Consider the following 23,141-nt stretch of genomic DNA (forward strand, 5'->3'; position numbering starts at 1 on the left):
ATCAAATTTATAAATGCAACAATGTTTTGTGTTGACATCATCTTTTTATTTGCATAACTTGCATCCCGTGGACACCGCGGATCATCGCGTGACGTCCACGCCCAAAAGGAACAAAGAGGGACAGAGGAACCGCATGACAACGTTGATAACAGGGGCAGGACTGATTGGGCGCCTGACGGCCGAGCAGTTGCGCGAGCAGGGCGAGACGGTCGTACTCGCCGACATCCGCGCAGACACCGTGCCCACGGAATCCCGCACGCGCCAGACCGGCCTGCACGTCACCCAGTGCGACGTCACCGATTTCGCGCGCCTGGCCGCGCTGGTCGAGACGCATCGCGTGACATCGATCGTCCACACTGCCGCGCTGCTTTCGAGCGCGATCCGGCGCGATCCGCTTGCCGGCGTGCACGTCAACACGATCGGAACCGCCAACGTGCTCGAAATCGCCCGCCGCCACGGGCTCAGGCGCGTGGTGCTGGCCAGTTCGACGACAGTGGCCTATTCGGCGTTCGGCACGCTGCCGACCGAGCCGGTCGCCGAGGACTTCGCGAGCCGCAGCGTGAGCGAGGCGCCCGCGAGCATCTACGCGGCCACGAAGGTTGCAAGCGAGCACTTGGCATTGGCCTACTCGTCTCTGTACGGCGTCGACACAATTGTGCTGCGCTACGGCGCTGTGCTCGGTGCCGGGCCGGAGGCTGCCACCAGCGTACCGGGACGGCTACTCGGCCGACTGCTGGAGGCCGGGCGCACCGGTACGCCGGCCCGGCTCGACGATCCCGTCCTGCTCTGGAACGGGCGCGAGGAATTCGTCGACGCGCGCGACTGCGCACGGGCCAACCTCGCTGCCTTGCGGACCGGCACGCCGGGCCAGCGCGTGTTCAACGTGGCCACGGGCGACTGGTTCACCGTGGACGAGTTCGTCGACGTGGTGCGCGCGCGACATCCGGCTCTGCGCGTCGAGGCGATGCACTTGCCCGAAGGCGGCTTCGCGGCGTTTCCGCACCGGCGGCCGGCGCCGTCCGATGTGCGTGCCGCCCGCGAGAGCCTCGGCTTCACCGCACAATATTCGCTGGCCAACTCCGTCGCGCATTTCGCCGCGTGCGCGGCGCAGAGCGATCCGGCCACAGGGAGCTGAGTCATGGCACGCGTCATTCCCGTCGGCCTGCCGAGCCTCGGCCAGCCGTTTTCGTGGGCCACCGAGGCAGGCGGCACGGTGTTCACGGCGCACGGTCCGGTGCGGGCCGATGGCTCCATCGAAACCGGCAGTATCGAAGCCCAGGCACGCCTTACCTTCGATAACCTGCGCCTCGCGCTGGCAGCAACCGGGCTCGGCACCGCCGATGTCGCGCAGGTGCTGATCTACCTGACCGAGGCGGACGACGTCCGCGCCGTCGACGACGTCTACCGCAACTACTTCGCGCCGCCGTACCCGAACCGCTCCACCGTCGTGGTCAAGGCACTGGTGGTGCCCTGCATGCGCATCGAGATCGTCGCCTACGCGGCTTCGAACTAGCCCCCGGCGCCACACACTACTCAGAACAGAAGGACACATACGTCATGACGCAACTGGAAACGGGCAGCCTGTCCCTGCAGGCCGTCAGCGCTGGCGACGTCGAGCGCGACACGATCCGCCACATCACCTGGCGGCTCGTGCCGCTGATCTTTGTCGCATGGTTCGTCAACTACCTCGACCGCGCCAACATCGGCTTCGCCGCGCTGCAGATGAACGAGGAGCTTGGCATGGGCCCCGAGATGTTCGGCTTCGCGGCCGGCATCTTCTACCTTGGGTACATCGGCTTCGAGGTGCCGAGTAATATGCTGATGCATCGCTTCGGCGCGCGCGTCTGGCTCGCGCGCATCATGGTCACCTGGGGCATCGTCTCGGCGGCCACGGCCTTCGTGCAGACGCCGCAGCAACTCTATATCGCGCGCCTGGCTCTCGGCGTGGTCGAGGCGGGCTTCTTCCCGTCGGTCCTCTACTACCTGTCGACTTGGTTTCCGAAGCAGCATCTCGGCCGCGCCATCAGCCGCGTGTACTCGGCCAACATCGTCTCGCTGATCATCGGCGCGCCGCTGTCGGCCATGCTGATCACCCACTTCCACGAAGCTGCCGGATTTACTGGCTGGCGCTGGATGATGCTGCTCGAAGGCCTGCCAGCTGTGCTGCTCGGCGTGATCGCATGGTTCGTTCTCGTGGACCGCCCCGCCGACGCAAAATGGCTTGCGCCGGAGCAGCGCGAGTGGCTTGTCGCAACGCTGGCAGGCGAGCATGCCGCCGCCGCTGACCAAGGGGCAGGAAGTTTCCGCCAGGCCATGCTCGCGCCAATGGTCTGGGCGATGGGCTTTCTTTACTTCTGCATCGGCATCGGGTTCTTTGGCGTATCGACGTGGCTGCCGCAGGTCGTCCGGCAGATGAGCCGTCTGACGATCGTCGAGATCGGTTTCGTGAGCGCGATTCCGTTCGTTGTCGGCGCAGTGGCCATGCTCGCGAATGCACGCCATTCCGACAAGAGCATGGAGCGCCGCTGGCACTTGGCAGGATCCCTCTTCGTGGGCGCAGCAGGGCTGCTGGCAAGCGGCTTCACATCGCATGTTCCGCTATTGTCCTTTGCCTGCATCTGCCTGGCGGCCGCCGGCATCGTCGGATCCTTGAGCGTGTTCTGGACCATTCCGCCAACGTTTCTTTCCGGGGCAGGCGCGGCGAGCGGCATTGCGCTCATCAACGCGATCAGTGGCTTTGCGGGATTCTTCGCGCCGTGGCTGGTGGGTATTGCCCGCGGCCGTTCGAGCGATTTCACGCTGGCACTCTACTGTCTCGCGGCGAGTGCCGCGCTGGCGGCAATACTGGCGGTGGTGCTGCCATACGGTCGGGCGGGTGTGAGAAGCTCCAGGCAGGCTTAAATGCATGCGAGAGTCTGGTGAGCGGCGGCGAGCGGATGCCCCCGGAGCAGCGTCCGCCGTCCCCTTTTCCGGCTATCACCGCCGTTCGGCCTGGCCAAGGCCAACGGCAGAGAAGGGTCGACTGCGGCCAGCCGCAGCGGATCGGGTTGTGCAGGGGCTCAATCGCCTGTGGGCGTTGGAAACTGGCGCAGTCGGCACAATTGCGCTATTCTTGCGGCTACTTCCGCGTCTCTGACGCATCGACCTCGCACCACCCGGTGCACAGCTTTTTGCCATAACTTGGCTTCCCGCTTCGCCGGGCTGCCTTGCCTTCCTTCTTATCCCATCGGGAACCTGTTCCCGGTGCGGCTACGGGTTCCCTTTTCCGTTCCGGAGAACCCACAAATGCAATCCCAAGTTACCGTCAAGCTCGGCAAGATCCGTCCTGGCCGCAATCCCCGTAAGTATTTCGATCCCGCGGAGATGGCGGAGATGGAAGCCTCGATCAAGGCTGTAGGCATCATCCAGCCTCTCGTGGTTCGTCCCGTCGAGGATAATGAGTTCGAGCTCGTCGACGGCGAGCGGCGATACCGCGGCGCTCAGCCGCTCGGGCCCGATTACGACGCTCCCATTGTCATCAAGCATCTGACAGATGAGGAAGCCGATGAAATTGCGCTGATTGCCAATATCCAGCGCGCCGACATGGCTCCTTCCGAGGAGGCACTGGCGGCTGCCCGGATCGTTGGTCGTTACAAGGGCGATCGCGATGAAGCTGCCCGTGTACTCGGCTGGTCCCGCTCCACGCTGGACAAGCGCCTGGCGCTCATGAACTGCAGCGAAGCTGCGCTTGACGCGCTCAACACGCGCGCGCTCCAGCTTGGCCACGCCGAACTCCTGGCCACCTTGGCCAAAGACAAGCAGGACAATCTCCTGCCGGTCATCATCGCCGAGAAGAAGTCGATAGCCGAACTGAAGAAGACCATCGAGGCCGCCGCGTGCAGTCTCGCCACGGCCATCTTCGACAAGGCCGACTGCGCTGCCTGCCCACACAATTCGTCGTTGCAGACGGAAATGTTCAGCGAGGCCATTGCTACCGGCAATTGCACCAACCGCACGTGCTACAGCCAGAAGACCGACAAGCAACTGGAAACGGTTGCCTACGGCCTGAGGGATGAGTACCCGGTGATCCGGATTGTGCGCACGGGGGACAACCACACGCGCGTGCAACTGGTGGTGGACGGCCCAACCGGCGTTGGCGAGGAACAGGCGAAAGCCTGTCACGCCTGCGAGAACTTCGGGGCGGCCGTTAGCGCCTTGCCGGACAGCATGGGCAAGGTCTATCGCGGCCAGTGCTTCGATACAGCGTGCAACACCAAAAAGGTGGCTGCACGTTTGAAGGCGGAGCGCGATATCAAGGCGGCAAACCAGGCGCCTGCGAAAGCTGCGGCGAGCAGTCAGGCTGCGTCAAAGGGCACCACCAAGGCTACGACCGAGGAGAAGCCCGTCACGCGCATCAGCGAATCCGAGAGGGTGAAAGCCTACCGGACCGCGCTGTGGCGCAAGGCTTTGCGCCGCGAGGCGACGGCCAGTACTGACATGGCCAACACCTACCTGCTGGCGATGGCACTGACGGGACTGTCCCGCCAAATTTCCGGCGAGACGATGGGCAAGATCTTCGAGAAGCTGGTGGGCGAGAAATCATCGGCCACCGATCTCAAGAAGAACTTGTCAGCAGTCCACGATCTGGCCGCCGGCAAGCGCCAGAACCTGACCATTGCGCTCACTGTTGCTGCGATCGAAGGGATCGATGTCAGTGACCTGACAGCGCTGTGCCAGTACCACAAGCTTGATCTGCGCCAGCACTGGAATCTTCAGAAGTCGAAGGACTTCCTGGAGATGCTCACGAAGTCCGAGATGAAGGTGCTTGCCGACGAACTCGGCTTGCGGGCTGCGCTTGGTGACAACTTCGGCAAGGTGTTCAACAAATCCAAACCAGAACTGGTCGAGGCGCTTCTCAACGTGGAAGGCTTCGACTACAGCGGCAAGGTGCCCAAGGTCCTTTGCTTCTGATTCATCTTCTCTGAGGCGCCGCGTGCGCCTCTCTTTCTCTTTCTCAAGGAATCTCCCATGTTTTCGGAACTCGTTCCGCTCGTTCGCGCGAGCGAAAAGATCGTGCTCACCCTCACCATGCAGGGCGACACGATGTCTGTTGTCGTTGTCCCGGTCGTCAAGAACCCGACCGACGGTGCGCTCGCAACGCCTCTGGCGCTGTCCGCATCGCCGGCGGAACTCGATGCTGGGTTCGCTGACGCTGTCTCCACGGTCACCGACGCTCGCCAGTCTCTGGCCGAGCAGGCCGAGGCAACAAAGTCGATCCTGGATGCGGCCAAGTCCACGCAGTCGGTCAAGGCGACGAAGGCGCTGGTCAAGGCCTCGCCCACGTCCCCTTCGTCGTCGGCGGATGCTGATGATGAGGATGAGGAAAGCGGTGAAGGTGGCGCAAGCCCGGGCACACAGGCGAAAGCCGAGCCCGAGCAGCCCGCCGAACCGGCCGGCACCAACCTTGCCGATTTGCTCGGTTGAGGGGGATCGCAATGGCTATCGAAGTCAAGAAGCTGAAGCGCGAGTTTTCCTACAACGGCATGACGCTGATGGATCCGGGCCCGACGTTTTCCCCGGCACAGGTACGCGACGTGTATTCCGCCCAGTACCCGGAGCTGACCACCGCCGCGGTCGATGGCCCGGAGCACAAGGGCGATGTCGCGCACTACACGTTCGTTCGCGCCGCTGGCGCGAAGGGCGCCTATGCGCAGGTCTGATCTGATGAAGGCGCTGTCCACCGGACAGTTCAGCCATCCGAACACGAAGCCGCCCGAAAGGGCGGTTTTTTTTCATTCTGAGGAGACTCAACAATGCTGTTCGATCCTCGGTTGTTTGTTTTTGAAGACGTTGGAGGACAACCCGCATGGTCGTCATCGCGACAGCATTCCGCTGCCCAACGTCGACCTGCCCATGATTTTCTGACGCTGCCGGTCATCCCAGCAGAGGTCCCCGGCAAGGCGGTGCTCGCCTACCGCGAGGAATTGGATATTACGGACCTGGTTCGCGTGCAGTTCGCGACCGGCGTGCTGCGCGCCCGGGATATTGTCAATCCCACCGGTGCTGGCGATGCCTTCGCGCAAGCGATGTTCGCGTGGATTGGCGCTCGTATGCCGAAGTGCCAGCGGTTGCAGTTCAGCTTCTCGCTGGTCGATCAGTCGGCAGTCGCCGATCAGGTGAGCCAGTTCGGCTGGGACGAAGAGTTAGACAACCCGCTGTACCTGGGCATTGACTTGCCCGGCGACGAGACCTATGTCATCGGCATGGAGCGCGCGCAGGCATTGCGAGCGGCGCACCCATCGTTGCTCTACACTGCAATGGGCATCATCAATGCCGCGGCGGGCAAGTCGTTGTACCTCCGCACTCCGGATGAGTTGCTGGACATGTTCGCGCGCTGGCATTGGGAGTTTGATTCCACGCTCACCGATGACGACGATGCACGGAGCTTCTTGAAAGAGCGCTTCGGAGAGGACGATTCCGATATCGAGCGCTACCTGCCGTCCGTCGTGCGCCCTGAATTGGCACCCGATGACACATTGCCGAAGTTCTGCCATACCAATTCGGCGTCGGCTCACCTGCGCACGCTAAGCCGCCGTTGTCTGCGCGCGCTGTCGCGTTCGCAAGACGGCTGGGTAGGGGAGCTATGTGGGGCGCTTGCCGACCTGCAGTTGCTCGTTGCCCAACAGGGCGAGCGGTCAGCGCTTGAAGGCTCGCAGTGGGCGGAGCCTGCCTACTCGGCCGCAATCATCGCGTTCAGCAATTGTGACTACGTCTCGGAACTCCTGGACGACCACTACGACTGCATCAACAACTCCGGTGATGCGACCCTTTTCCAATGCTTCATTCCGCTAGCGAGCGAACCTGACGCCATTCGACTGCAGTTCCGGGATTTGGACGGGATGCTGCGGATCATCGGCGCCCTCGATCGCGTTCTCACTCTCATTGCTTCATAGGAGGCCTCATGGCCGAAATTCTGACCGCCTCGCGGTCGCACGATGTGGCCCTGCAAGGGGCCATTTTGCTTTACGGCGCTCGGCCCGAGCAGTTCTCGTACGCAACCGCCCACGTCATCCAACAGGATGTGGGCGGGCGTCCGGTGATGGGACCTGGCACGCCGCTCAACCGGCAGGCGCTGATCTACGCCGTGCGCCAGGTTGCCAAGGCGGCGCTGCCGAAAGGCGAATTCCTGACGCCGAACGTCTTGTCGATCAGTCCCACCGCGGTGACGTGGTGGTGTCCGGCGGGCGAGCGGCGCGTCTTCTTCGATTGCAAGGAGCTGGGCAAACGCAGCGCTGTCGTTCCGCATCCGGCGCTGGTATTCCAGGCGGCTCATGCGGGATTCCGGGTCTTTGCGCTGGACGGCGAAGATCGCCCGGTGCCGACCACGGTCCTGCATGAACCTCCGTACTTCAACACCTGGGACCAGGGAAAGATCTGCATCGGGAGCGCACACGTGCCCAAGCAGATCGACGTGGCTTCCATTACCGGGTGGGAAGAGAGCTTCTTCAACTCTGCATTCACCCACCCTAACGTTGGCGGCCCGCGCGTGAACTACGAGCGCGGCGCTTACGCCTTCTGGAAGGACATGCTCGAGGGGACGTTCCCCGTCTATCCCAAGAGCGTCCTCATCCCCATGAACCTTACGCTGGCCGAGCTCATCGCCGGTAAATTCAAAAAATGACCATGCATCCCGCTGATTTTGCCCTGCAACAGTCCTTTCCGACCGTCATGGTCCCGCGCTTCGGCGATCTGCAACCGATGCAGACGTTGGGGGAACGGCTCCTGATCGGGCAGAACGGAATTTTCCTTGAAATCGCTCGTCCGTGGATCCGCCTGGTACGTCGCCTGGCGTCCTACGTCTTCGAGACACCCATCCCGTACGGTGCTGTCCAGCCGGCCACGGAACTTCACTGCGGTCAGGTTCCGCTCGAGTTGATTGGGCAATTCGCCCGCATGGCTCGCGAAGCCCATCCGAACGAGACGGGCGCGTGGATCGTCTGGAGCAGCCAGACCCGCGCGTTTCGGCTCATTCCGGTGCGAATCCTGGAGCATGGCCCTGGCCACCTTCGTTACGACCGGCCGCGGCTGGAAGAGGCGGAGGTGCTGGTGATGGACTGCCATTCGCATGGGCGCCATCGAGCATGCTTCTCCTCGACCGACAATGCTGACGACCGCTTCGACGTGAAATTCGCATTGGTCGTTGGAGAGTGTGGCCGTCAGTATCCGTCACTGGCATTGCGCCTATGCGCGAAGGGGATCATGGAAGACGTCAAGCCGATCCCGGTATCGTGGTTTCGTGCAACGGCAGCTTATGGGGAGGTCGCATGAGCTTCGTCCATCAGATTCCCGTTGCGATGACACAGCGCGCATGGCGTGTTGCGGTCATTGGCGCCGGCGGTACCGGGAGCGCCTTGTTGCCGAACCTCGCCCGTCTGCACCACGCGATGTTGGAACTCGGCCACCCCGGTGGCATTGAGTGCACGGTGTATGACGACGACACGGTGAGCGAGACCAACGTGGGCCGCCAGGGGTTCTATCCAGTGGATGTGGGCCAGTACAAGGCTACGTTGCTGGTGAACCGGTTGAACAACTTGATGGGTACCCGCTGGGAAGCGGAGACACGCCGGATCGGTAGCAAGGACCGCTTCGTGGCCGACCTGGTGGTCGGCTGCGTCGACACGCGGGCGGCCCGTAAGGCCATCCTTGGGTCGATGCAACGAGGAACCGGGGGCTACTACCTCGACTGCGGCAACGAATCGGATAGTGGCCAGGTCATTCTTGGTCAGGTCCGAGGCAAAGCCGCCGAGCGGTTGCCTCATGTGGGCGACCTGTTCCCCGAGCTGTTGAACCCGAAAGGGGACAAGGCGGATACGGCGCCATCCTGCTCGATGGCCGATGCACTGCGCAAGCAGTCGTTGGTCATCAATCAGGCCATTGGCGTGCAGGCTTACAACCTGCTCTGGACGTTCTTTCGCACGGGCACGCTGCAATACTGCGGTGCCTTCGTGAATCTGGCAGCCGGCCGGACGAACCCACTGCCGGTCGATCCGGTAGCCTGGGAGCGCTTCGGCTACAAGTTGCCGCCGAAGGCGTCTCGTAAGCGAGCGCCGACGAAATGATCCAACGCTTCATGTAATTGCCCCCCAACTCGTTTGGGGGGCTTTCATTTTCCGGAGGACATCATGTCCGATCTTCAGACCACTATTGCGCCGCCCCTTGGCTATCTGTATCACAATACGGTGCACTGCGCGGCCTGCACACAGACCAAATTCCGCAGCCAGGCATACGGCCGGCCGAAGGATGGCAACGGCGTACCGTTCGCCCCGTTTCACCGGGGATTTCTCGGGATTTCAAAGTCTGTATCCCGCGCGTGACGCGGCGGATTGGCAGCAGGGTTGCACCTGTGATGACTGTGGACGATTGCTTGCTACGGGCGTGGACTGCTAACATATCTGCACTTTCCGCGTCCCTGACGCATCGACCTTGCCAGCATCGCTGGCACAGCTTTTCTCTTCCCCCTACGGGCCTTCCTGCCCGGGGCATGTTGGCCCATTTTCATGTGAGGCCATCATGTTCAAGCGTTTCTTCCTGTTCATCGGCATCGTTTGCCTGTTCACTGGCTGCGCTGCGCAATCCTCGCCGAACACCTATCGTGGATCTGACGCCATGCGCACCGGGTCTGTCGAGCAGGTGACCGTGTTGCGCGTGCGCAATGTCGTGATTGCTGGCGATTCGATGCTCTCCGCGAGCTCCGGCCTCCCAGCCATTCTCAGCACGGTGGTTGGTGCTGTGCTTGGCGCCAGCGTGATCGGCAATGGCGATGGTCGTTACATCGCCGGCGCTCTGTCGGGTACCGCGGCCGGCGTCGTCGGCCAGCTCACCGCCACATAGGCGTTGAGGTCATTGTTCGTACGGACAATGGTCGCCAGCTCGTCGTAACACAGGGCTCGGAGATGGTCTCTAGGTAGCATGAATGTGCTGATAGGTGCATAATCGTGCGCGCTCAGGGCTTGATGATGAGTTGCGATATGGAACACAAAGGGCGCTGCCAATGCTGATAGCCCATACGATCGAACTTGTAACCAGCCAGCGCGAAGTCGATTACTTCGTGAAGGCGGCTGGGTGCGCGCGTTTCGTATGGAACTGGGCGCTGGCAGAATGGAACCGCCAACGCGCAGCCGGCGGTAAGCCGAGCGCCATGGCGCTGAAGAAGTCCTTTAACGCCATCAAGTATCAACACTATCCGTGGATGGCCGACATCCATCGTGACGCGCACGCCCAACCCTTCGCGAATCTATCGAAGGCCTGGTCGAAATTCTTCTCTGACGTGACGTCGGGGATAAAAGCGCATGCCCCCCGGTTCAAGAAGAAAGGTCAATGCAAGGACGGATTCTACGTCGCCAACGATAAGCTAAGGTTTGACGGACAGTCGGTTGTGCTGCCATTGATTGGGCGGGTTGCCATGCGGGAGGCGCTGCGCTTCCCCGGGCGAGTCATGGGCGCTGCCGTGAGCAGACGCGCCGATCGTTGGTTCATCTCGGTCCAGGTAGAGGTGGCGGACGACGTGGCGTTCGTCCCGCGCACCGCCAATGGCGTGGTTGGCGTGGACCTTGGGATCAGTTCGGCCGTTACCTTTCGACGGGGGAAACGTTCGAGGGCCCAAAGCCGTTGAAAGCAGCGCTACGGCGCCTGCGGATTCGCTCTCGACGCCTTTCCCGGAAGGTGGAGATGGCCAAGCCTGGGCGCGCGGCCTTCAGCCGAGAGTTCATTGGGCCGCTACATCCGAACACTAATCCACGGCCGGCGCGGTCTGCCGGCCAGATCGACAGTGCTGCACGGCTAGCGCGCCTGCACGCCCGCGTCGCGAATATCCGGCAGGATTTCCTGCACAAGACCACCACCAGGCTATGCCGCGAAAACCAAGCGATTGGCCTGGAGGATCTCAACGTCCGCGGTATGCTCAAGAATGTGCGCCTTGCCCGTTCACTCTCAGACATGGGGCTGGGTGAGTTTCGCCGGCAAATGGAGTACAAAGCGAAGCGATACGGCACGCACCTTGTGTTTGCTGATCGCTGGTTCCCGTCGAGTAAGCTGATGTCCTGCTGTGGCCATAAGCTCGACAGACTTGCGCTGAGCGAGCGCCGCGTAGTGTGCCCGGCCTGCGGCATGAGTCATGACCGGGATCACAACGCAGCGATCAACCTTGAACGGCTCGCAACCGAAACTGCGCTACCCGTGGCGAGTGATTCGGCAACGAATCGCACTGCGAAAGGCATATCGCCACTCGCAGGCGGGAAAGTTACGTCCGTCAGAGACGAGGTCGGCCAGCAGGGAACCTCGGGGCGGGAAGGAAACGGTGCGCACATTTGCGCACGTTCCTCATAGCAGCAGCAGTTCGTCACTGGCCGAGCGGCTGTACCCGGTGTCGTCGGGTAGCAACTAGCGCCTGACGCGATGACTCGAGGGCCGTACAGGCTCTCCCATCCCTTGCACGCCCGAGAGGGCTTGCCCCAGCGTTCGCGCTTGGGCAAGCGCTTTTGATGGCGTCGCACGACGCATCGAAACCTGCACCTGGTTTGTCCAGGACCATCCCTTGCACCCACGGGGCCCCGCCCCCGTGAGCGGCGTCCCTTTTCTGGAGCCGACTATGCAATCCGTTTCCCCGATCACTACTGAAGGCAAGACCGTGCAGGAAGTTTCCGACCTGCTCGCACACAGCCTACGTGCGATCGAACTTGAGCCCGAGTGGATCATCCCGACAAACTTCCTCGCCGACGCCAATGAGGCCCAGTATGGCCTTCGACCCACCGCGCCCTGGCCAGCTGAGCATGCCCGCCACCGCTTCGCTGTTTCTGTCGAGCGCGGCATATCGGAAGGCTGGCGCGTCCACGTCGATCACATTGCAACGATAGTCGAGGGGCCCTCTGGCAGCACGACGCTGCGCAAGCTGGTCACGGCCAAGATGTTCAATCGCGACCAGGCCTGGCAGACAGCGCGCGTGATCAATCGCGCGCTGGACCTGGACTGATCACTTCGCTGGCTGGCGCGGCGCCCTTGGGCGTTTGCGCAGCCAGAGGAGGGCGTTTGCTCAATCGAGCGCCGGTGCGGCAAGCACCCTTTGATCGCGTCGTCGACGCATCGAACCCACGTCTGGATTTCCAGACCTTCACCCGTTGCGGGACACTGTCCCGTGGGGATGGCTGTCCCGATTTACCAAAGACTGCCATGAAAATCCCCAAATCCTTTACCCGGCCGCACCAGCCCGGCAACGCCGCCGCTTGTGCCACCCTGAAACGCGACGCCTCCCGCGTCATTCGCCGCCTGGCGAGCGACCTTGGACTGCGCCAGCGGGACTACACCGTCCGCGAACGCCGCCATAGCCGCCATCGCGCCGACCTCTATGCGCTGCACACCGATACGCTATATGTGCAGATTGCCCACGCGCCGCAGCAGACCGCCGCCAGCATGACCTTTCGTACCTGCCGCGGCCGCGACGACCACACAGGCAGTCGCGACAATGCCGTCTGCCTGCAGTCGATCGGTTCCCCGGAAGGCTATGCCTCGCTCGTGGCCACGCTGCGTGTGGTGGCCGGGAGACGTTGACATGTCCCTCATCAAAGTCACGTTCACGTCGACCACCGGCGAGGAGACCACCGGCAAGGCGCAGTTCGACCATGCCAGCGGTCTTGTGACGTTGCCCAGCAGCCTTCAAGGCTTGGTAGACCATGCCAAGGCTGGAGGCAACGGATGCGCGTTGGTGGCGCATGAGGACGGCTACCAACTGCCCCTTGTTCATCAACAAGGTGCGGCCTATCGCATGGATCGCACCCGGGCGAAGCGGCACGGCCTGCTGGTCCTGGCATGGCGCGCCGTTTCCGAGCCGACCAAGGAGCAGCGCCAACAGTCCGGGCGCTTTGCCCACACGCTGTCCGCGGCCGCCGTCATTGGTGCCGCGGGCTACCTCGGTACCAACCATGCGTGGACAGTGCGCGCCGTTACCGACGTAATTAGCCTGATTGGAATCGGTGTTGTACTATTTCTTGCAGGCGCAATCCTCTCCAAGGGAGACTGAGAATGACCCTCACGCTCGGCATGTTCGTCGTGATTCTTGGCGGAACCATTGCCGGCCTCCTCCTTTGGGCGGGCCACAATGGCAAGCGCGTTCACAAAGATTAAGTGATGTTTGGTGCTCTCTAACCGGGGCGCCGTCGATCCTCTCAGGTGTCCGGGCTAACCGGACGTCTGCTCTGGCGCACTCTTCGGGGTGCGTTTTTTGTTTCCAACACCCACACGGGGCTTGCCCCGATGGGGGCGCCTCTTCACTCAGGAGTCCCCCATGGAAGACCGCATCCTTTGCGCCGGCGTACCCAGCTACCCGGCAGGCCTGCATCTGCGGGTTCACGTCTACCAAAGCAACAATCGCCCGGCGCTGTCCCTCATTTGCGCCGACGACTTCATGCCATACGTCGATCTCACCTCCAATTTGCCCGGCCAGCAGCTGGCGGACGATGAGGTGTTCGTGGCGGCGTGGAATGTTCCCGATGATGTCCTGGCGGCATTGCTCGAGACAGACCTGTTCGTGCCGGTGCGCACGCTCGTCACGGGCTTCGCGCGTGGCCCGGTCTGGAAGATCCAGTCTGCCGAGCTGCTCGACTGGATTGCCGATGCCCGCGCGGACGCCGCTGCGGATGCTTCGGCAAGCGCCTGACCTGCGCCCGCGAGCCTGATCTCGCACCGTCGTTACCTTACAACCCATACGGGGCAATGCCCCGATGGGCTTGCTCCGATCGCTCACGGAGCAAATCATGTACGTTATCTCGATCGGCCCGGAACGGGTCGAGAGCCGCACGACCCTCGCGGGCGTTCTGGCCCTTCTGAACCATGAGCCCGGCCCGAAGCCGGGCATGCGCGCTGAGGATATCGCTGTGCGGCATGTCGAGCGCGGCGCCATTCCCGTGCTGCGACTCCCATCGGGGCAATTCGCGGTGCGGCCAACCGGCGATGCGAAGGCCATTCTGGCTTCGATCCTGGATGAGGTCGACCAATATATTGTCCGTCCGGATGGCAGGGTGCTGCGCCCGCATGAAATGAGCCGCACCTCCTGGCAAGCGGTGGCTGCGGCTGGACGGTTGGCGGTGTTCACCAACGAGGCAGTCGATCCGGACCAGGTTGGGAATCCCCAGTCTGCGAACCTTGACTTGTTTGCGGTGGCAGCCCCCTTCGACGCGAGCAGCTTCATGCATGAAGATTTCTATCGGCGCTTCGGCTATGGGACCAACGGGCCTGAGTACTCGCCGGGTGCCGGCACGAATTGCCGTCACGAGGTCCACGTCGCCTATGCCTTGCAGCGTGGCGAGCCCGTCAGGGACTGTATCCTGAACGTCTACCGCCGCGACGGCGATGCCGTTGACGTCGGCCGGCACGACCTGCACTGGCTGCCCACGTTGATCGAGGTGCCGGCGCTTCGGGGCGCGCTTTCCGCCAACAAGCTGCAGGCGCTGTGCTCGGTGATGCGTCATGACAAGCTGGCGATCACGGCGCGCAACGCTGCACGCCTGATAGCCCTGGTGAAGCCGCTGCCTGATGACGGCACCCATGTCGACGTCGACAATGCTCTGTTTGCCGCGCAGGTGGTTCCGCCACTCTCCGCGCCGTTGGGCAAATCCCCGACCGGAGACGATGCCACGCCGGTGTCGCCGCTGTCCGCGCGCTTGCACACCTTGATCGGGGCAAAGCGATATGCGGAGCGCGTCGAACGGGCGGCAGTGGAGCGCAGCAAGGGCAACCTCAGTGAGCGGCGCTACCAGTCGGAAATGGCCATGGCCGCCGTGGAACGTGACCATGCCAGCTTCAGTTGGCCCAACCGCTTCGCGCTGGCCGTGCTGCAACGGGACATCGCGACGCTACTGCAGGTTTTGGATACGCCGAACGACCGCAATACGTCGTCCAAGCGTGCCCTCCGCGAGGTGAGTGGTGTCGCGCTGACCGGAGTCCCCGCTGCAACGCGTCGACGCCGCATCTTCGAGATGTGCGGTTTTTCCGAGTCGGAGCAGCACCAGTGGGAGCTTCAGGCCCTGGCCGCGAAGTCCGAGCGCCTGCAGGAGCAAGACGCCGAATGTGCGCGCAAGCGTGCGGAGGTCTCGCGCTGGAACTTGAATGGCAAGCGGATGAACGGCCGGGAGTACGTGGACCTGTGCATCGATGAAGGCTTCAGCCATATCCGGCACTTCCCGCGTGGGAGCGCTCGGGTCTACTACATCGAGCAGCCCGCGACACGCACCGCCCGGCGCCTGCGGGCCAAGGATGGCACGCTGGACTATGCCCGTGCCCGCCTGTCCGAGCCGGTCACCGCGCCGGCGATAGCCGCGTGATCTTCTTTGCAATTTTCCCCCGGCCTTGTGCCCGGGGGACCTCTCTCCCTCATAAGCGATACGCAATCTCTCGCCTTTCGGCATTCCGCTCGTGCCGCGTTGCCTGTAGTCTTGTCGATGAAGCGTTGTTCGCACTGATACGGATCAGTCCAAACAGCGTTTTACCCGCGTCTAGCGACGCATCGACCCCAAGCCAGCACCGCTGGCGCATTCATTGAACCTTCCCACAGGGACACCTTCCCTGTGGGCAAGGTGGCTTTGTGGGATCCCCTTTAAGAATTCCCATGAAAGTCAATCCGCTCCAACTGCAAACGCTTCTCGCAGCCTTCATTCCGGCACGCCTGCCTGTCCTCATTACCGGTGCCCCTGGCATCGGCAAGAGCGATATCGTCGCCAGTGCCGCCAAGGCCGCCAGCTACGACCTGCTGATCTCCCACCCGGTGGTGGAGGATCCAACCGACTCCAAGGGCCTGCCGTTTCCGGCAACGGACGGTGCCGGCGCCAAGTTCCTGCCTTTCGGGGACCTGGCCACGGCGCTCAACAGCACGCGCCCCATGGTCTGGTTTATCGACGACCTCGGACAGGCCTCCCCGGCCGTCCAGGCCGCCAAGATGCAGCTGCTGCTCGCACGGCGTATCGGTGAACACGTCCTGCCGGACCACGTCACCTTTGTCGCGGCGACCAACCGTCGCAGCGACAACGCGGCGGTGTCAAACATCCTCGATCCGTTGAAATCCCGCTTTAGCACCATCGTGGAGCTGGAACCGACGATCGAGGACTGGACGCGCTGGGCCGTCACGAACGGCGTGCCGCCGGTGCTGATCGCGTTCCTGCGCTTCCGGCCCGACTTGCTGCTCTCTTCAAAGCGGAGCAGGGAGGTCGAGAACAAGCCGTCGCCGAGAGGCTGGGGGCACGTGGCGCGTCAATTGCCGCTGGTGCCGCCGGGCATGGAGATCGTCGTCACGGCCGGCGCGGTAGGCGAGGGCGCAGCGCTCGAGTTTGAGTCCTTCCGCCAGATCTATCGCGAGCTGCCCAGCGTGGACTCGGTGCTGGCCACGCCGGAATCTGCCAGGATCCCGGACAACGTGGCGGCGCAGTTCGCCATCTGCTCGGCGCTGGCATCGGTCGCCAACGAGAACAACTTCGATCGCGTGATGGTGTATGCCAATCGCCTGTTCGAAGCCCATCTCGGTGAGTTCGCTGTGATGCTGGCCACGGACGCAGCCCGCCGCGACTCGCGCATCTGCGCCACACCGGCGTGGATCAATGCGCAGGGCGGCAAGCTCGGTGAGCTGCTGCTCGGCAACTGATCCAGGCAACCAACCCCTTTTCTTCTTCATCCCCTGACGGCGAGCCATCTGGCTCGCCGTTTCCGTTTCTGCCGTATCCATCCCATTTCCAGGACTCATCATGAACATTACCAACATCACCAAGCGCGTCATGCTCGCCACCTTCAACACGTCGGTGTGGCGCGCGCGCAAGTTCGACACCCGGGCCACCGAGGAGGTCGAAGCCAATCATGACGCCAAGGACATTGGCCGCTTCAACAAGAAGCTGCTGACCGAAGGCGCCACGTCCTACAAGGAGGTGTGCGCGATTGCCAACCGTGCGCGAGCCTACTTCGATGCACACTCGCTGGACTATGACCAACTGGGCGTGCGGCTGCTGCCCACCGACATCTACATGGAGGTCGCCGACCGCCAGCGGCAGTTCCAGGACGAGTTCAATGCTGCAACCGCGGTGTTTCTGGCGGACTATCCGCGCCTGAAGGAAGAGGCGCGCGCGGCGTTGAATGGCCTCTTCGATGAGGCGGACTATCCAACACCGGCGGAGCTGGCCAAGAAGTTCGGCATGCGCCTGGCGGTCCTGCCGTTTCCGGATGCAAGCCAGTTCGACATCGCGCTGCCGGCCAACGTGCTGGACGGGCTGCGGGCCGACATGGACCAGCGCGTGCTCGGCGCGGTCAAGACGGCGAATGACGACCTGGTCGGACGCCTCTTTGAAGCCGTGCAGCACTTCGCCAACCGCCTGTATGGGGCGACGAACGTGCGGCTGGACGTGGCCGACAAGGTGCGCGAGTTGAGTGCGCTGCTGCCGAAGCTGAATTTCTCCGGGGACCCGGCGCTCACGCGCATCCTGGAGGAGACTCAGCAGCATCTGACCCGGCATAGCGGTCTGGACCTGCGTAACTCGACCGACCTGCGCAAGCAGGTGGCCGAGAAGGCGATGGAAATCGAGGCACAGATGGCCGCCTTCATGGGCGGTCCGCCGCCGTCGGTCATGTCGGAGGCGCCGGCGCCGACCTCGCAGCTCTTCGAAATGCTGACTGCGTGAGGCGAGTATGCGCGATCGAATCTCGAAGCAGCGTTCCCAGCTCATCCTGTCGCAACCGTTCTTCGGAGCGTTGCTGATGCGGTTGCAGTTGGTCGAGGATCCGTCGTGCAAGACGTTCTGGGTGGATGGCGTTTCGCTGGGGTACAACCCAGCGTACGTCGCCACCCTGAGCGATCTTGAGCTGCGCGGCTGTCTGGCGCACGAGGTCCTGCATCCGGCAAATGGACATTGCTGGCGCCGCGGCGCTCGCGACTCCGCTCCCTGGAATGAGGCGTGTGACTATGCGATCAATCCGTTGGTGCTCAACGCCGGCTTGCAGTTGCCGGCCGGTGCGCTCATCGATGGACGCTTTCTCGGAAAGTCCGCGGAAGAGATCTATGCCATGCGGCGCCAGGAGGCATCAGACCAGGCGCAGCAGCAGCCGCAGCCACAGCAACAGCAGGACGGCAACGGCGAGGGTGACGGTGGGTCGCCACCCCAGCCCGATGGCCAGGACGGCAATGCGGAAGGGAAGGCCGGTGACGATCCGTCGCAGGCCTCGCCAGAGTTCTCGCCCGGCGAGGTGCGTCAGCAACTGCAGGCGGACCAGCAGACGTTGGCCAACGAGTGGAAGGTGGCCACCATGCAGGCGGCGAAGGCCGCGCAGATGCGGGGCAAGCTGCCGGGCGAGTTGAGCGCGATGGTGGAGTCAGCCACGCGGGCGTCTGTGGATTGGCGCGCGGTGCTGCACCGCTTTGCCTTCGAGCAGACCCGTTCGGACTACAGCTGGGCGATGCCAAATCGGCGGTACACCCACATGGGGCTGTACCTGCCGGCTTTGCATGACCAGTCAGTCGGCGATGCGGTCTTCGTGCGCGACACCAGCGGTTCGGTGTTCGACGAGACGCAACGGCAGTTCGGGGCGGAAATCGAAGCGGTCTTCGCTTCGCTGCAGCCCCGGCGACTGTTCGTGGTGGACTGTGACACCCGCATCGCGCAGGTGCAATGCTTTGAACGGGGTGAGGCGATTGAGCTGGGTTCCATCCGAGGCGGTGGCGGCACGAGCTTCGTGGCGCCATTCGACTGGTTGGACGAACAGAGAATTGCTCCAGCGTTTCTGGTCTACTTGACGGACATGCACGGGAAGTTCCCGGCGGCGCCGCCAGCGTATCCTACCCTGTGGGCCTCAACCACGCCGCTCCATCGGATTGCTCCGCCGCCATTTGGTGAGGCGCTGGAGGTGATCGTTTGAACCAACCCCGGGCTTGCCCCGGGGTTTTTTTGTTGGGGGAGGGCGCCGCATCATAGGACGACTTAACGCAGAAATCTGCCAAAAAACTATCTGAGGTACGGTCGAAGGACGAAGGAACGCAGGTGGGTCTCTGCGGCTGGCATGCCAGTCGCCTACCCTTGATGAGGGGTTGCTCCGTCAAAACACGACAGTTTTATGTCGCCATTCTCCGAATCTCTGTCCAACGTGTTGGACTCGCCAGACCGCGCGCCACCTGACTCTCGGGAAGCCCGACATATTCGGAAAATTTGCCAGATCAAGCGGTCTGATCAGCGACCTCGGGTTGTTGCGTTGGGGCCGGACCGGTGTTGGTCTCCGTCGTCAGAGGCACTGCCGTCGGGAAAGCGGTGCGAGTGACGCGCCCCTCGAGGACCGCATTCGGTCCCAGCCGGATCGAGCCGGCGTAGATGATGTCGCCCTTTACCCGGCCGTTGATCTCGAGCGAAGCGCGGGCAGCGACACCACCTTCAACGGTGCCCTCGATCAAGACGTGCTCGCCTTCCGCGCGGCCCCGAATAACGGCCCCAGCTGCCACATGCAGCAGGCCTTGCGTTACCGTCATGTTGCCCTCAATCAGGCCGCCGCAGGAGATGCCGTGGTCTGCGACCACGTCTCCGTGCGCGCAGATGCCATAGTTGAGCAGGCTGATAGCAATAGGTTTTTCCATATGATCTCCCCTCAGAACATCTTCACTTCAGTCATGTGAGGTGCCGCCGCCTTCTGCGGACTAGTCGGGCTTCCCGTTGCTGGCGTCGACGTGGGGTGACGTTGCGGTGCTGGGGCGGGAGCGATACCGCGAGCCGATGATTCAGCACCAGTGACCGTGGCTCGCCGATTGGCGACAGATTGCGGAGGTGATGGGTCTTCAGGTCTTGCCAGAGGCTTCGCCGATGCCGGCGCGAGGGCGTCTGCGGGCAGTGCGACATCGGGCGCACTGGAGGCTGTGTGCGCCTGGGTCTGGACTTGACTCGGAGCGGGCACCGGAGCGACCGTTGCGGCAGCTGGCTGACTGGTGTCAGCGACATCCGTAGCCGGGCGGGCGTCCGCAGCACCTGTCCATTGATGCTGCATCTTGGCGACAAAGATGCCACCAACCGCGGCAGCGCCGATGATGCCAAATACCAGCGCCAGCACTCTCGTTCGCTGCCCGAGCGCCGTCCATTGCTGACGTGCTGCCGTTCGGACCTGTGATGGCGAAGGGAGTGCCAACGGTTCGCTGATACCGTTGCGAACCGGCAAGTCTATCGTGATCGGCTGGCGGGCAAACTGCGCGTGCAGTTGCTGGACTTCGCGCAAATCCATGTTGTCGTCCTTCAGAGGTGGGATGGGTAACGCGGCTAACGATTGAGTGCAGAGAGGCGGGTGCCGTCCCCTGCGAACTGATCGTTGTCAGGCATACAAATGGAGTGAATCAGTGAAATGCGCCGCGATGCGTGTTCGATGGCGGCGTTGCGGTCTTGCGGCGAGATGCCGCCCGCGGTCATGGCACACAGCGACAGGGTAAAAATCCGGTCGTGCTGGTTGAGTAGACGTACCAGGCGGCCCGACAGTGGATGCTTGAGTTCGACGGCTTGCTTGTCCGTAAGCAGAGGAATATCCAGGCTAGGTCGACTTTCCAGCCAGCCAATCGCCTTAGCGAACCCTTCTTCTGCGTCGCGGAACGCTGTGTCCAGCGCCCTGAGCTTGCCGCCGCGGGACAAAGTGAACTTGGAAGCGCAGAAATTATAGTCTCGCGCCACGAAGTCACGGACGAATGTTGAACAATAGATGACGACGGCGTGGGAATCGGTCTCGGGCTGGATTCGGGCAAGGCGATGGTCGCTGCCGAGCCGCAAGATAGGGCGTAAGCCAGCCGCCTTGCGGCGGGTCGATTCGTCGTCTTCGCGTTCGTCCTCTGCTCCGGGGACGCTCCCATTTGTGTCGGGGTTGGCCATATCCTTTTCGGCGGGTTCTCTCTCGCTCGGAATTGTCCGCCAAGACAAGCACATGGTTCCCAGCAAAAGCTATACGATTTTCGTGAGCTTTCCGGGATTCACACGCCGCGCAATCGATGCATAATGATGTCACTTCTCGCGTCTCCGACGCATCGACCTGACTCCCTCGCGAGTCCATAGCATTTTCAAGTCGTGCCTTAGCGCATGCGCCGACCGGTTGGCTACCGGTGTGGAAATTCTCTTGTGATGAGCAATTTCGCCATTTGCTCCCCATCTATCATCCGTAAAACGCGTCCTGCATCAGTGCTGCTTCTCGCATGCGCTGTGGACACCGTTCGAGCTCGGGACCATGTGGGTCTCTCTCTCTTGGCCCCTCCTGGGCAGAACGGCCGTCGTCGGCTGATCCGTGATCCCTGCGGAAGAACTTCGGTTCTCAATGGGTTGTAGTGCAGCGTGACCATGCTGCACGAGGACGACTTTACGTCCTCACATAGAGCCTGCGCACTGGCGCATGGCTCCCTGTTTGCCACGCCCCCGGAAGGGGCGTGGCAACGGGTTTTCCTGCGAACAAGCTCGCTTCCGCATTGCCGGAGCGGGCTTTTTTTGTTTGTAGGAACCCTCGAACAGGAGCTGATCATGCTGTCTGCAATCGACCAGAATTCCGAGATTCGCGCCGCGATTGCGGCCACGCTTGCCCGTAGGCGGCCCGACTATGTCGATATGCCGCACGCGTGGCGAAGTTTGTGCGAAGCGGCCCACGTGGCCGGTCTAGCGGAACCCGCGCGAGCGGCGTTCCTTTCCCAAGTAACGACCCAGCGCGGGGCCGACACAGCCCTGCGCCTTCGGGAGCATGCTGCGTCTATCCGCGTCGCCGTCGTTCAATTCCTTGAACGAAGGAGTAGCGCATCATGCAACGAGCCATCGTCTACAACGACTTCAGCAGTCCCCGCAGTCTCATAGAGGAACGGCCGGCCAGGCCCCCGATCATTGGCAAGATCCGCCCGGGCATCAAGGTGCTCACCAAGGCGGCGAAGGCCAACCCGGAGGCCGTCAAGATCCACGACGCGATGCTGGCGCTTGGCGAGTCGTTCGAATCCATCGGCAACGAAATCGAGCGCAAAACCAAGCTTCGCAATGCGCTGGTACCCAAGAACACCGGGTGGTTCACCTGCCGCGGTTCGGACTTCACGAACCCGGCCACCGCCGAGGAGATTCTCCAGAAGTACGGGGAAGATCGCGGCGACGGGCTCAAGCTGTGGCGCTTCCCGGTGATTTTCGCCTTCGACGACTGGCTTGCCAACATGCCCAACCAGCTGAAGGTGTGGGGCTCACGGGGCCTGCAGTATTTTTCGGACTATGGGCCGGACGGCAAGCGGTACTGCAAGATGTACGCAGCACCCGAGGTCGATCAGCGCGCGCAACGCGCAAAGCGTTTGTTCGGCGGCCGGACCATCATCCTGCGCCAGGACAATGCCATTCCTGACGGCGTATGTGATCCGCATCAGTGTCCGCAGTACCAGGATCGCAAATGCAACCTCAGCGCGAGCTTCTTCTTTGCGATTCCGGAGGTCCTCGGCCTTGGACTGATCGAATTACCCACCAACTCCATCTACGTACTGCAAAAGGCGTATGCCGCCATGCAGACGGTGGCTATGGCACGCGGTGGACGCCTGGCAGGCATGCGCTTCTGGCTCTCGAAGAAGGCGGTCGAGATCACCCGCATCGGTGAAGATGGGTTGCCGATTCGGCAGGAGCAGATGCTCACCATGCTGGATGCGGAGATCGACCTGGGCGCGCTGCTGGATGGTGCCGACCAGCTCGCCATCGAGGGGGCAAACCATGCGGTTGCGTTGCTGGAAGGCAATTCGGCAGCGATGGACGATGTGCCGTTGACGTCGACCGCAGAGTTCGCGGATGCCGTGCCAGTCGCAGCGGTATCGGAAGGCACGGCAGGAGCTTTGCCCGAGTCAGGCCCGCCGCCCATGACTGGCGCATCCGACCCCGAGGACCCCGAAAGCATGCTGGCCGACCTTGCCGCCCGCCTGGGCATGGCAGCGGGGCAGGAAAAGATCGACCTGCTGACCTTTGCCCGTATCGAGTATGGGCAAGGCTGGACCAAGCGGCCTAAGGACATCGACAGCCTGATCGGCGAGATGCAGACGGCGCTGGCCAACCCCATGGCCTTCCGCGAGCAAGTCCGCGCCCGCGTGCGCGAGGCGACCTTGCCGGTCTGACGGCATCGAGGGTGAACGG

General features: G+C 62.7%; 27 protein-coding genes. 24 read left to right on the plus strand and 3 right to left on the minus strand.

Annotated features, from left to right (window positions below; genetic code table 11):
- The first annotated feature begins 133 nt into the window (after positions 1 to 133).
- The 22 genes from ACIGJC_RS30235 to ACIGJC_RS30340 all read left to right on the plus strand — a co-directional run bounded on the left by ACIGJC_RS30235 (position 134) and on the right by ACIGJC_RS30340 (position 18,915).
- Positions 134 to 1,135: an NAD-dependent epimerase/dehydratase family protein gene (locus tag ACIGJC_RS30235; RefSeq protein ID WP_483714614.1), complete on the plus strand. Its 1,002-nt coding sequence runs from the start codon at positions 134 to 136 to the stop codon at positions 1,133 to 1,135.
- A gap of 3 nt (positions 1,136 to 1,138) precedes the next feature.
- On the plus strand, positions 1,139 to 1,513 hold the full coding sequence (locus ACIGJC_RS30240) for a RidA family protein (protein WP_483714615.1): 375 nt from the start codon (positions 1,139 to 1,141) through the stop codon (positions 1,511 to 1,513).
- Positions 1,514 to 1,557: 44 nt separating this feature from the next.
- Positions 1,558 to 2,901 carry an MFS transporter gene (locus ACIGJC_RS30245; RefSeq protein ID WP_483714616.1) on the plus strand — a complete coding sequence of 448 codons (1,344 nt, stop codon included), beginning with the start codon at positions 1,558 to 1,560 and terminating at the stop codon, positions 2,899 to 2,901.
- Between the two features lie 384 nt (positions 2,902 to 3,285).
- The gene (locus ACIGJC_RS30250) at positions 3,286 to 4,950 is read left to right on the plus strand and encodes a PRTRC system ParB family protein (protein WP_483714617.1); all 1,665 of its coding nucleotides are present in this window, start codon (positions 3,286 to 3,288) and stop codon (positions 4,948 to 4,950) included.
- A gap of 57 nt (positions 4,951 to 5,007) precedes the next feature.
- Entirely contained in the window at positions 5,008 to 5,463 is a 456-nt protein-coding gene (locus tag ACIGJC_RS30255; protein ID WP_483714618.1) for a PRTRC system protein E, read from the plus strand.
- Between the two features lie 11 nt (positions 5,464 to 5,474).
- Positions 5,475 to 5,699 carry a PRTRC system protein C gene (locus tag ACIGJC_RS30260; RefSeq protein ID WP_483714619.1) on the plus strand — a complete coding sequence of 75 codons (225 nt, stop codon included), beginning with the start codon at positions 5,475 to 5,477 and terminating at the stop codon, positions 5,697 to 5,699.
- 93 nt (positions 5,700 to 5,792) lie between these two features.
- Positions 5,793 to 6,932 carry a PRTRC system protein F gene (locus tag ACIGJC_RS30265; RefSeq protein ID WP_483714620.1) on the plus strand — a complete coding sequence of 380 codons (1,140 nt, stop codon included), beginning with the start codon at positions 5,793 to 5,795 and terminating at the stop codon, positions 6,930 to 6,932.
- Positions 6,933 to 6,940: 8 nt separating this feature from the next.
- Positions 6,941 to 7,660: a PRTRC system protein B gene (locus ACIGJC_RS30270; RefSeq protein WP_483714621.1), complete on the plus strand. Its 720-nt coding sequence runs from the start codon at positions 6,941 to 6,943 to the stop codon at positions 7,658 to 7,660.
- Between the two features lie 2 nt (positions 7,661 to 7,662).
- A complete protein-coding gene (locus tag ACIGJC_RS30275) occupies positions 7,663 to 8,307 on the plus strand; it encodes a PRTRC system protein A (RefSeq protein ID WP_483715206.1) in 645 nt (214 codons plus the stop codon).
- Positions 8,304 to 9,098, plus strand: a complete 795-nt coding sequence (locus ACIGJC_RS30280; RefSeq protein ID WP_483714622.1) for a PRTRC system ThiF family protein — start codon at positions 8,304 to 8,306, stop codon at positions 9,096 to 9,098. The genes ACIGJC_RS30275 and ACIGJC_RS30280 overlap by 4 nt, the downstream gene beginning before the upstream one ends.
- A 63-nt stretch (positions 9,099 to 9,161) precedes the next feature.
- Entirely contained in the window at positions 9,162 to 9,353 is a 192-nt protein-coding gene (locus ACIGJC_RS30285; RefSeq protein ID WP_483714623.1) for a hypothetical protein, read from the plus strand.
- A gap of 196 nt (positions 9,354 to 9,549) precedes the next feature.
- A complete protein-coding gene (locus tag ACIGJC_RS30290; protein WP_483714624.1) occupies positions 9,550 to 9,870 on the plus strand; it encodes a hypothetical protein in 321 nt (106 codons plus the stop codon).
- Between the two features lie 160 nt (positions 9,871 to 10,030).
- Positions 10,031 to 10,651 carry an RNA-guided endonuclease InsQ/TnpB family protein gene (locus ACIGJC_RS30295; protein WP_483714626.1) on the plus strand — a complete coding sequence of 207 codons (621 nt, stop codon included), beginning with the start codon at positions 10,031 to 10,033 and terminating at the stop codon, positions 10,649 to 10,651.
- Complete coding sequence (locus ACIGJC_RS30300; RefSeq protein ID WP_483714627.1) at positions 10,648 to 11,364, plus strand: RNA-guided endonuclease TnpB family protein; 717 nt, start codon at positions 10,648 to 10,650, stop codon at positions 11,362 to 11,364. The genes ACIGJC_RS30295 and ACIGJC_RS30300 overlap by 4 nt, the downstream gene beginning before the upstream one ends.
- Positions 11,365 to 11,626: 262 nt before the next feature.
- Positions 11,627 to 12,007 carry a hypothetical protein gene (locus ACIGJC_RS30305; protein ID WP_483714628.1) on the plus strand — a complete coding sequence of 127 codons (381 nt, stop codon included), beginning with the start codon at positions 11,627 to 11,629 and terminating at the stop codon, positions 12,005 to 12,007.
- Between the two features lie 197 nt (positions 12,008 to 12,204).
- Positions 12,205 to 12,582, plus strand: a complete 378-nt coding sequence (locus tag ACIGJC_RS30310) for a hypothetical protein (protein ID WP_483714629.1) — start codon at positions 12,205 to 12,207, stop codon at positions 12,580 to 12,582.
- 1 nt (position 12,583) lies between these two features.
- Positions 12,584 to 13,051: a hypothetical protein gene (locus tag ACIGJC_RS30315; RefSeq protein WP_483714630.1), complete on the plus strand. Its 468-nt coding sequence runs from the start codon at positions 12,584 to 12,586 to the stop codon at positions 13,049 to 13,051.
- Between the two features lie 264 nt (positions 13,052 to 13,315).
- Positions 13,316 to 13,687: a DUF4313 domain-containing protein gene (locus ACIGJC_RS30320; RefSeq protein ID WP_483714631.1), complete on the plus strand. Its 372-nt coding sequence runs from the start codon at positions 13,316 to 13,318 to the stop codon at positions 13,685 to 13,687.
- Between the two features lie 97 nt (positions 13,688 to 13,784).
- Positions 13,785 to 15,350 (plus strand): hypothetical protein, encoded by a 1,566-nt coding sequence (locus ACIGJC_RS30325; protein WP_483714632.1) that lies wholly within the window; start codon positions 13,785 to 13,787, stop codon positions 15,348 to 15,350.
- A 284-nt stretch (positions 15,351 to 15,634) separates the two neighbouring features.
- Complete coding sequence (locus ACIGJC_RS30330) at positions 15,635 to 16,660, plus strand: ATP-binding protein (protein ID WP_483714633.1); 1,026 nt, start codon at positions 15,635 to 15,637, stop codon at positions 16,658 to 16,660.
- A gap of 100 nt (positions 16,661 to 16,760) precedes the next feature.
- A complete protein-coding gene (locus ACIGJC_RS30335) occupies positions 16,761 to 17,684 on the plus strand; it encodes a hypothetical protein (protein ID WP_483714634.1) in 924 nt (307 codons plus the stop codon).
- 7 nt (positions 17,685 to 17,691) lie between these two features.
- The gene (locus ACIGJC_RS30340; RefSeq protein ID WP_483714635.1) at positions 17,692 to 18,915 is read left to right on the plus strand and encodes a vWA domain-containing protein; all 1,224 of its coding nucleotides are present in this window, start codon (positions 17,692 to 17,694) and stop codon (positions 18,913 to 18,915) included.
- Positions 18,916 to 19,210: 295 nt separating this feature from the next.
- Here the strand turns inward: ACIGJC_RS30340 and ACIGJC_RS30345 are convergent, their stop codons facing one another.
- Genes ACIGJC_RS30345 through ACIGJC_RS30355 form a run of 3 tightly spaced genes read right to left on the minus strand, consistent with a single transcriptional unit; the run spans position 19,211 to position 20,888 of the window.
- Entirely contained in the window at positions 19,211 to 19,621 is a 411-nt protein-coding gene (locus ACIGJC_RS30345) for a bactofilin family protein (RefSeq protein ID WP_483714636.1), read from the minus strand.
- 11 nt (positions 19,622 to 19,632) lie between these two features.
- On the minus strand, positions 19,633 to 20,256 hold the full coding sequence (locus ACIGJC_RS30350) for a hypothetical protein (protein ID WP_483714638.1): 624 nt from the start codon (positions 20,254 to 20,256) through the stop codon (positions 19,633 to 19,635).
- Positions 20,257 to 20,291: 35 nt separating this feature from the next.
- Positions 20,292 to 20,888, minus strand: a complete 597-nt coding sequence (locus tag ACIGJC_RS30355; RefSeq protein WP_483714639.1) for a hypothetical protein — start codon at positions 20,886 to 20,888, stop codon at positions 20,292 to 20,294.
- Between the two features lie 720 nt (positions 20,889 to 21,608).
- Here ACIGJC_RS30355 and ACIGJC_RS30360 point away from each other — a divergent pair.
- Together ACIGJC_RS30360 and ACIGJC_RS30365 are read left to right on the plus strand one after the other, a co-directional pair.
- Complete coding sequence (locus tag ACIGJC_RS30360; RefSeq protein WP_483715208.1) at positions 21,609 to 21,848, plus strand: DUF7696 family protein; 240 nt, start codon at positions 21,609 to 21,611, stop codon at positions 21,846 to 21,848.
- Positions 21,797 to 23,122 carry a recombination directionality factor gene (locus tag ACIGJC_RS30365; protein WP_483714641.1) on the plus strand — a complete coding sequence of 442 codons (1,326 nt, stop codon included), beginning with the start codon at positions 21,797 to 21,799 and terminating at the stop codon, positions 23,120 to 23,122. The genes ACIGJC_RS30360 and ACIGJC_RS30365 overlap by 52 nt, the downstream gene beginning before the upstream one ends.
- The last annotated feature ends 19 nt before the right edge of the window (positions 23,123 to 23,141 follow it).

This window comes from Cupriavidus sp. C3SS-1, assembly GCF_057073755.1.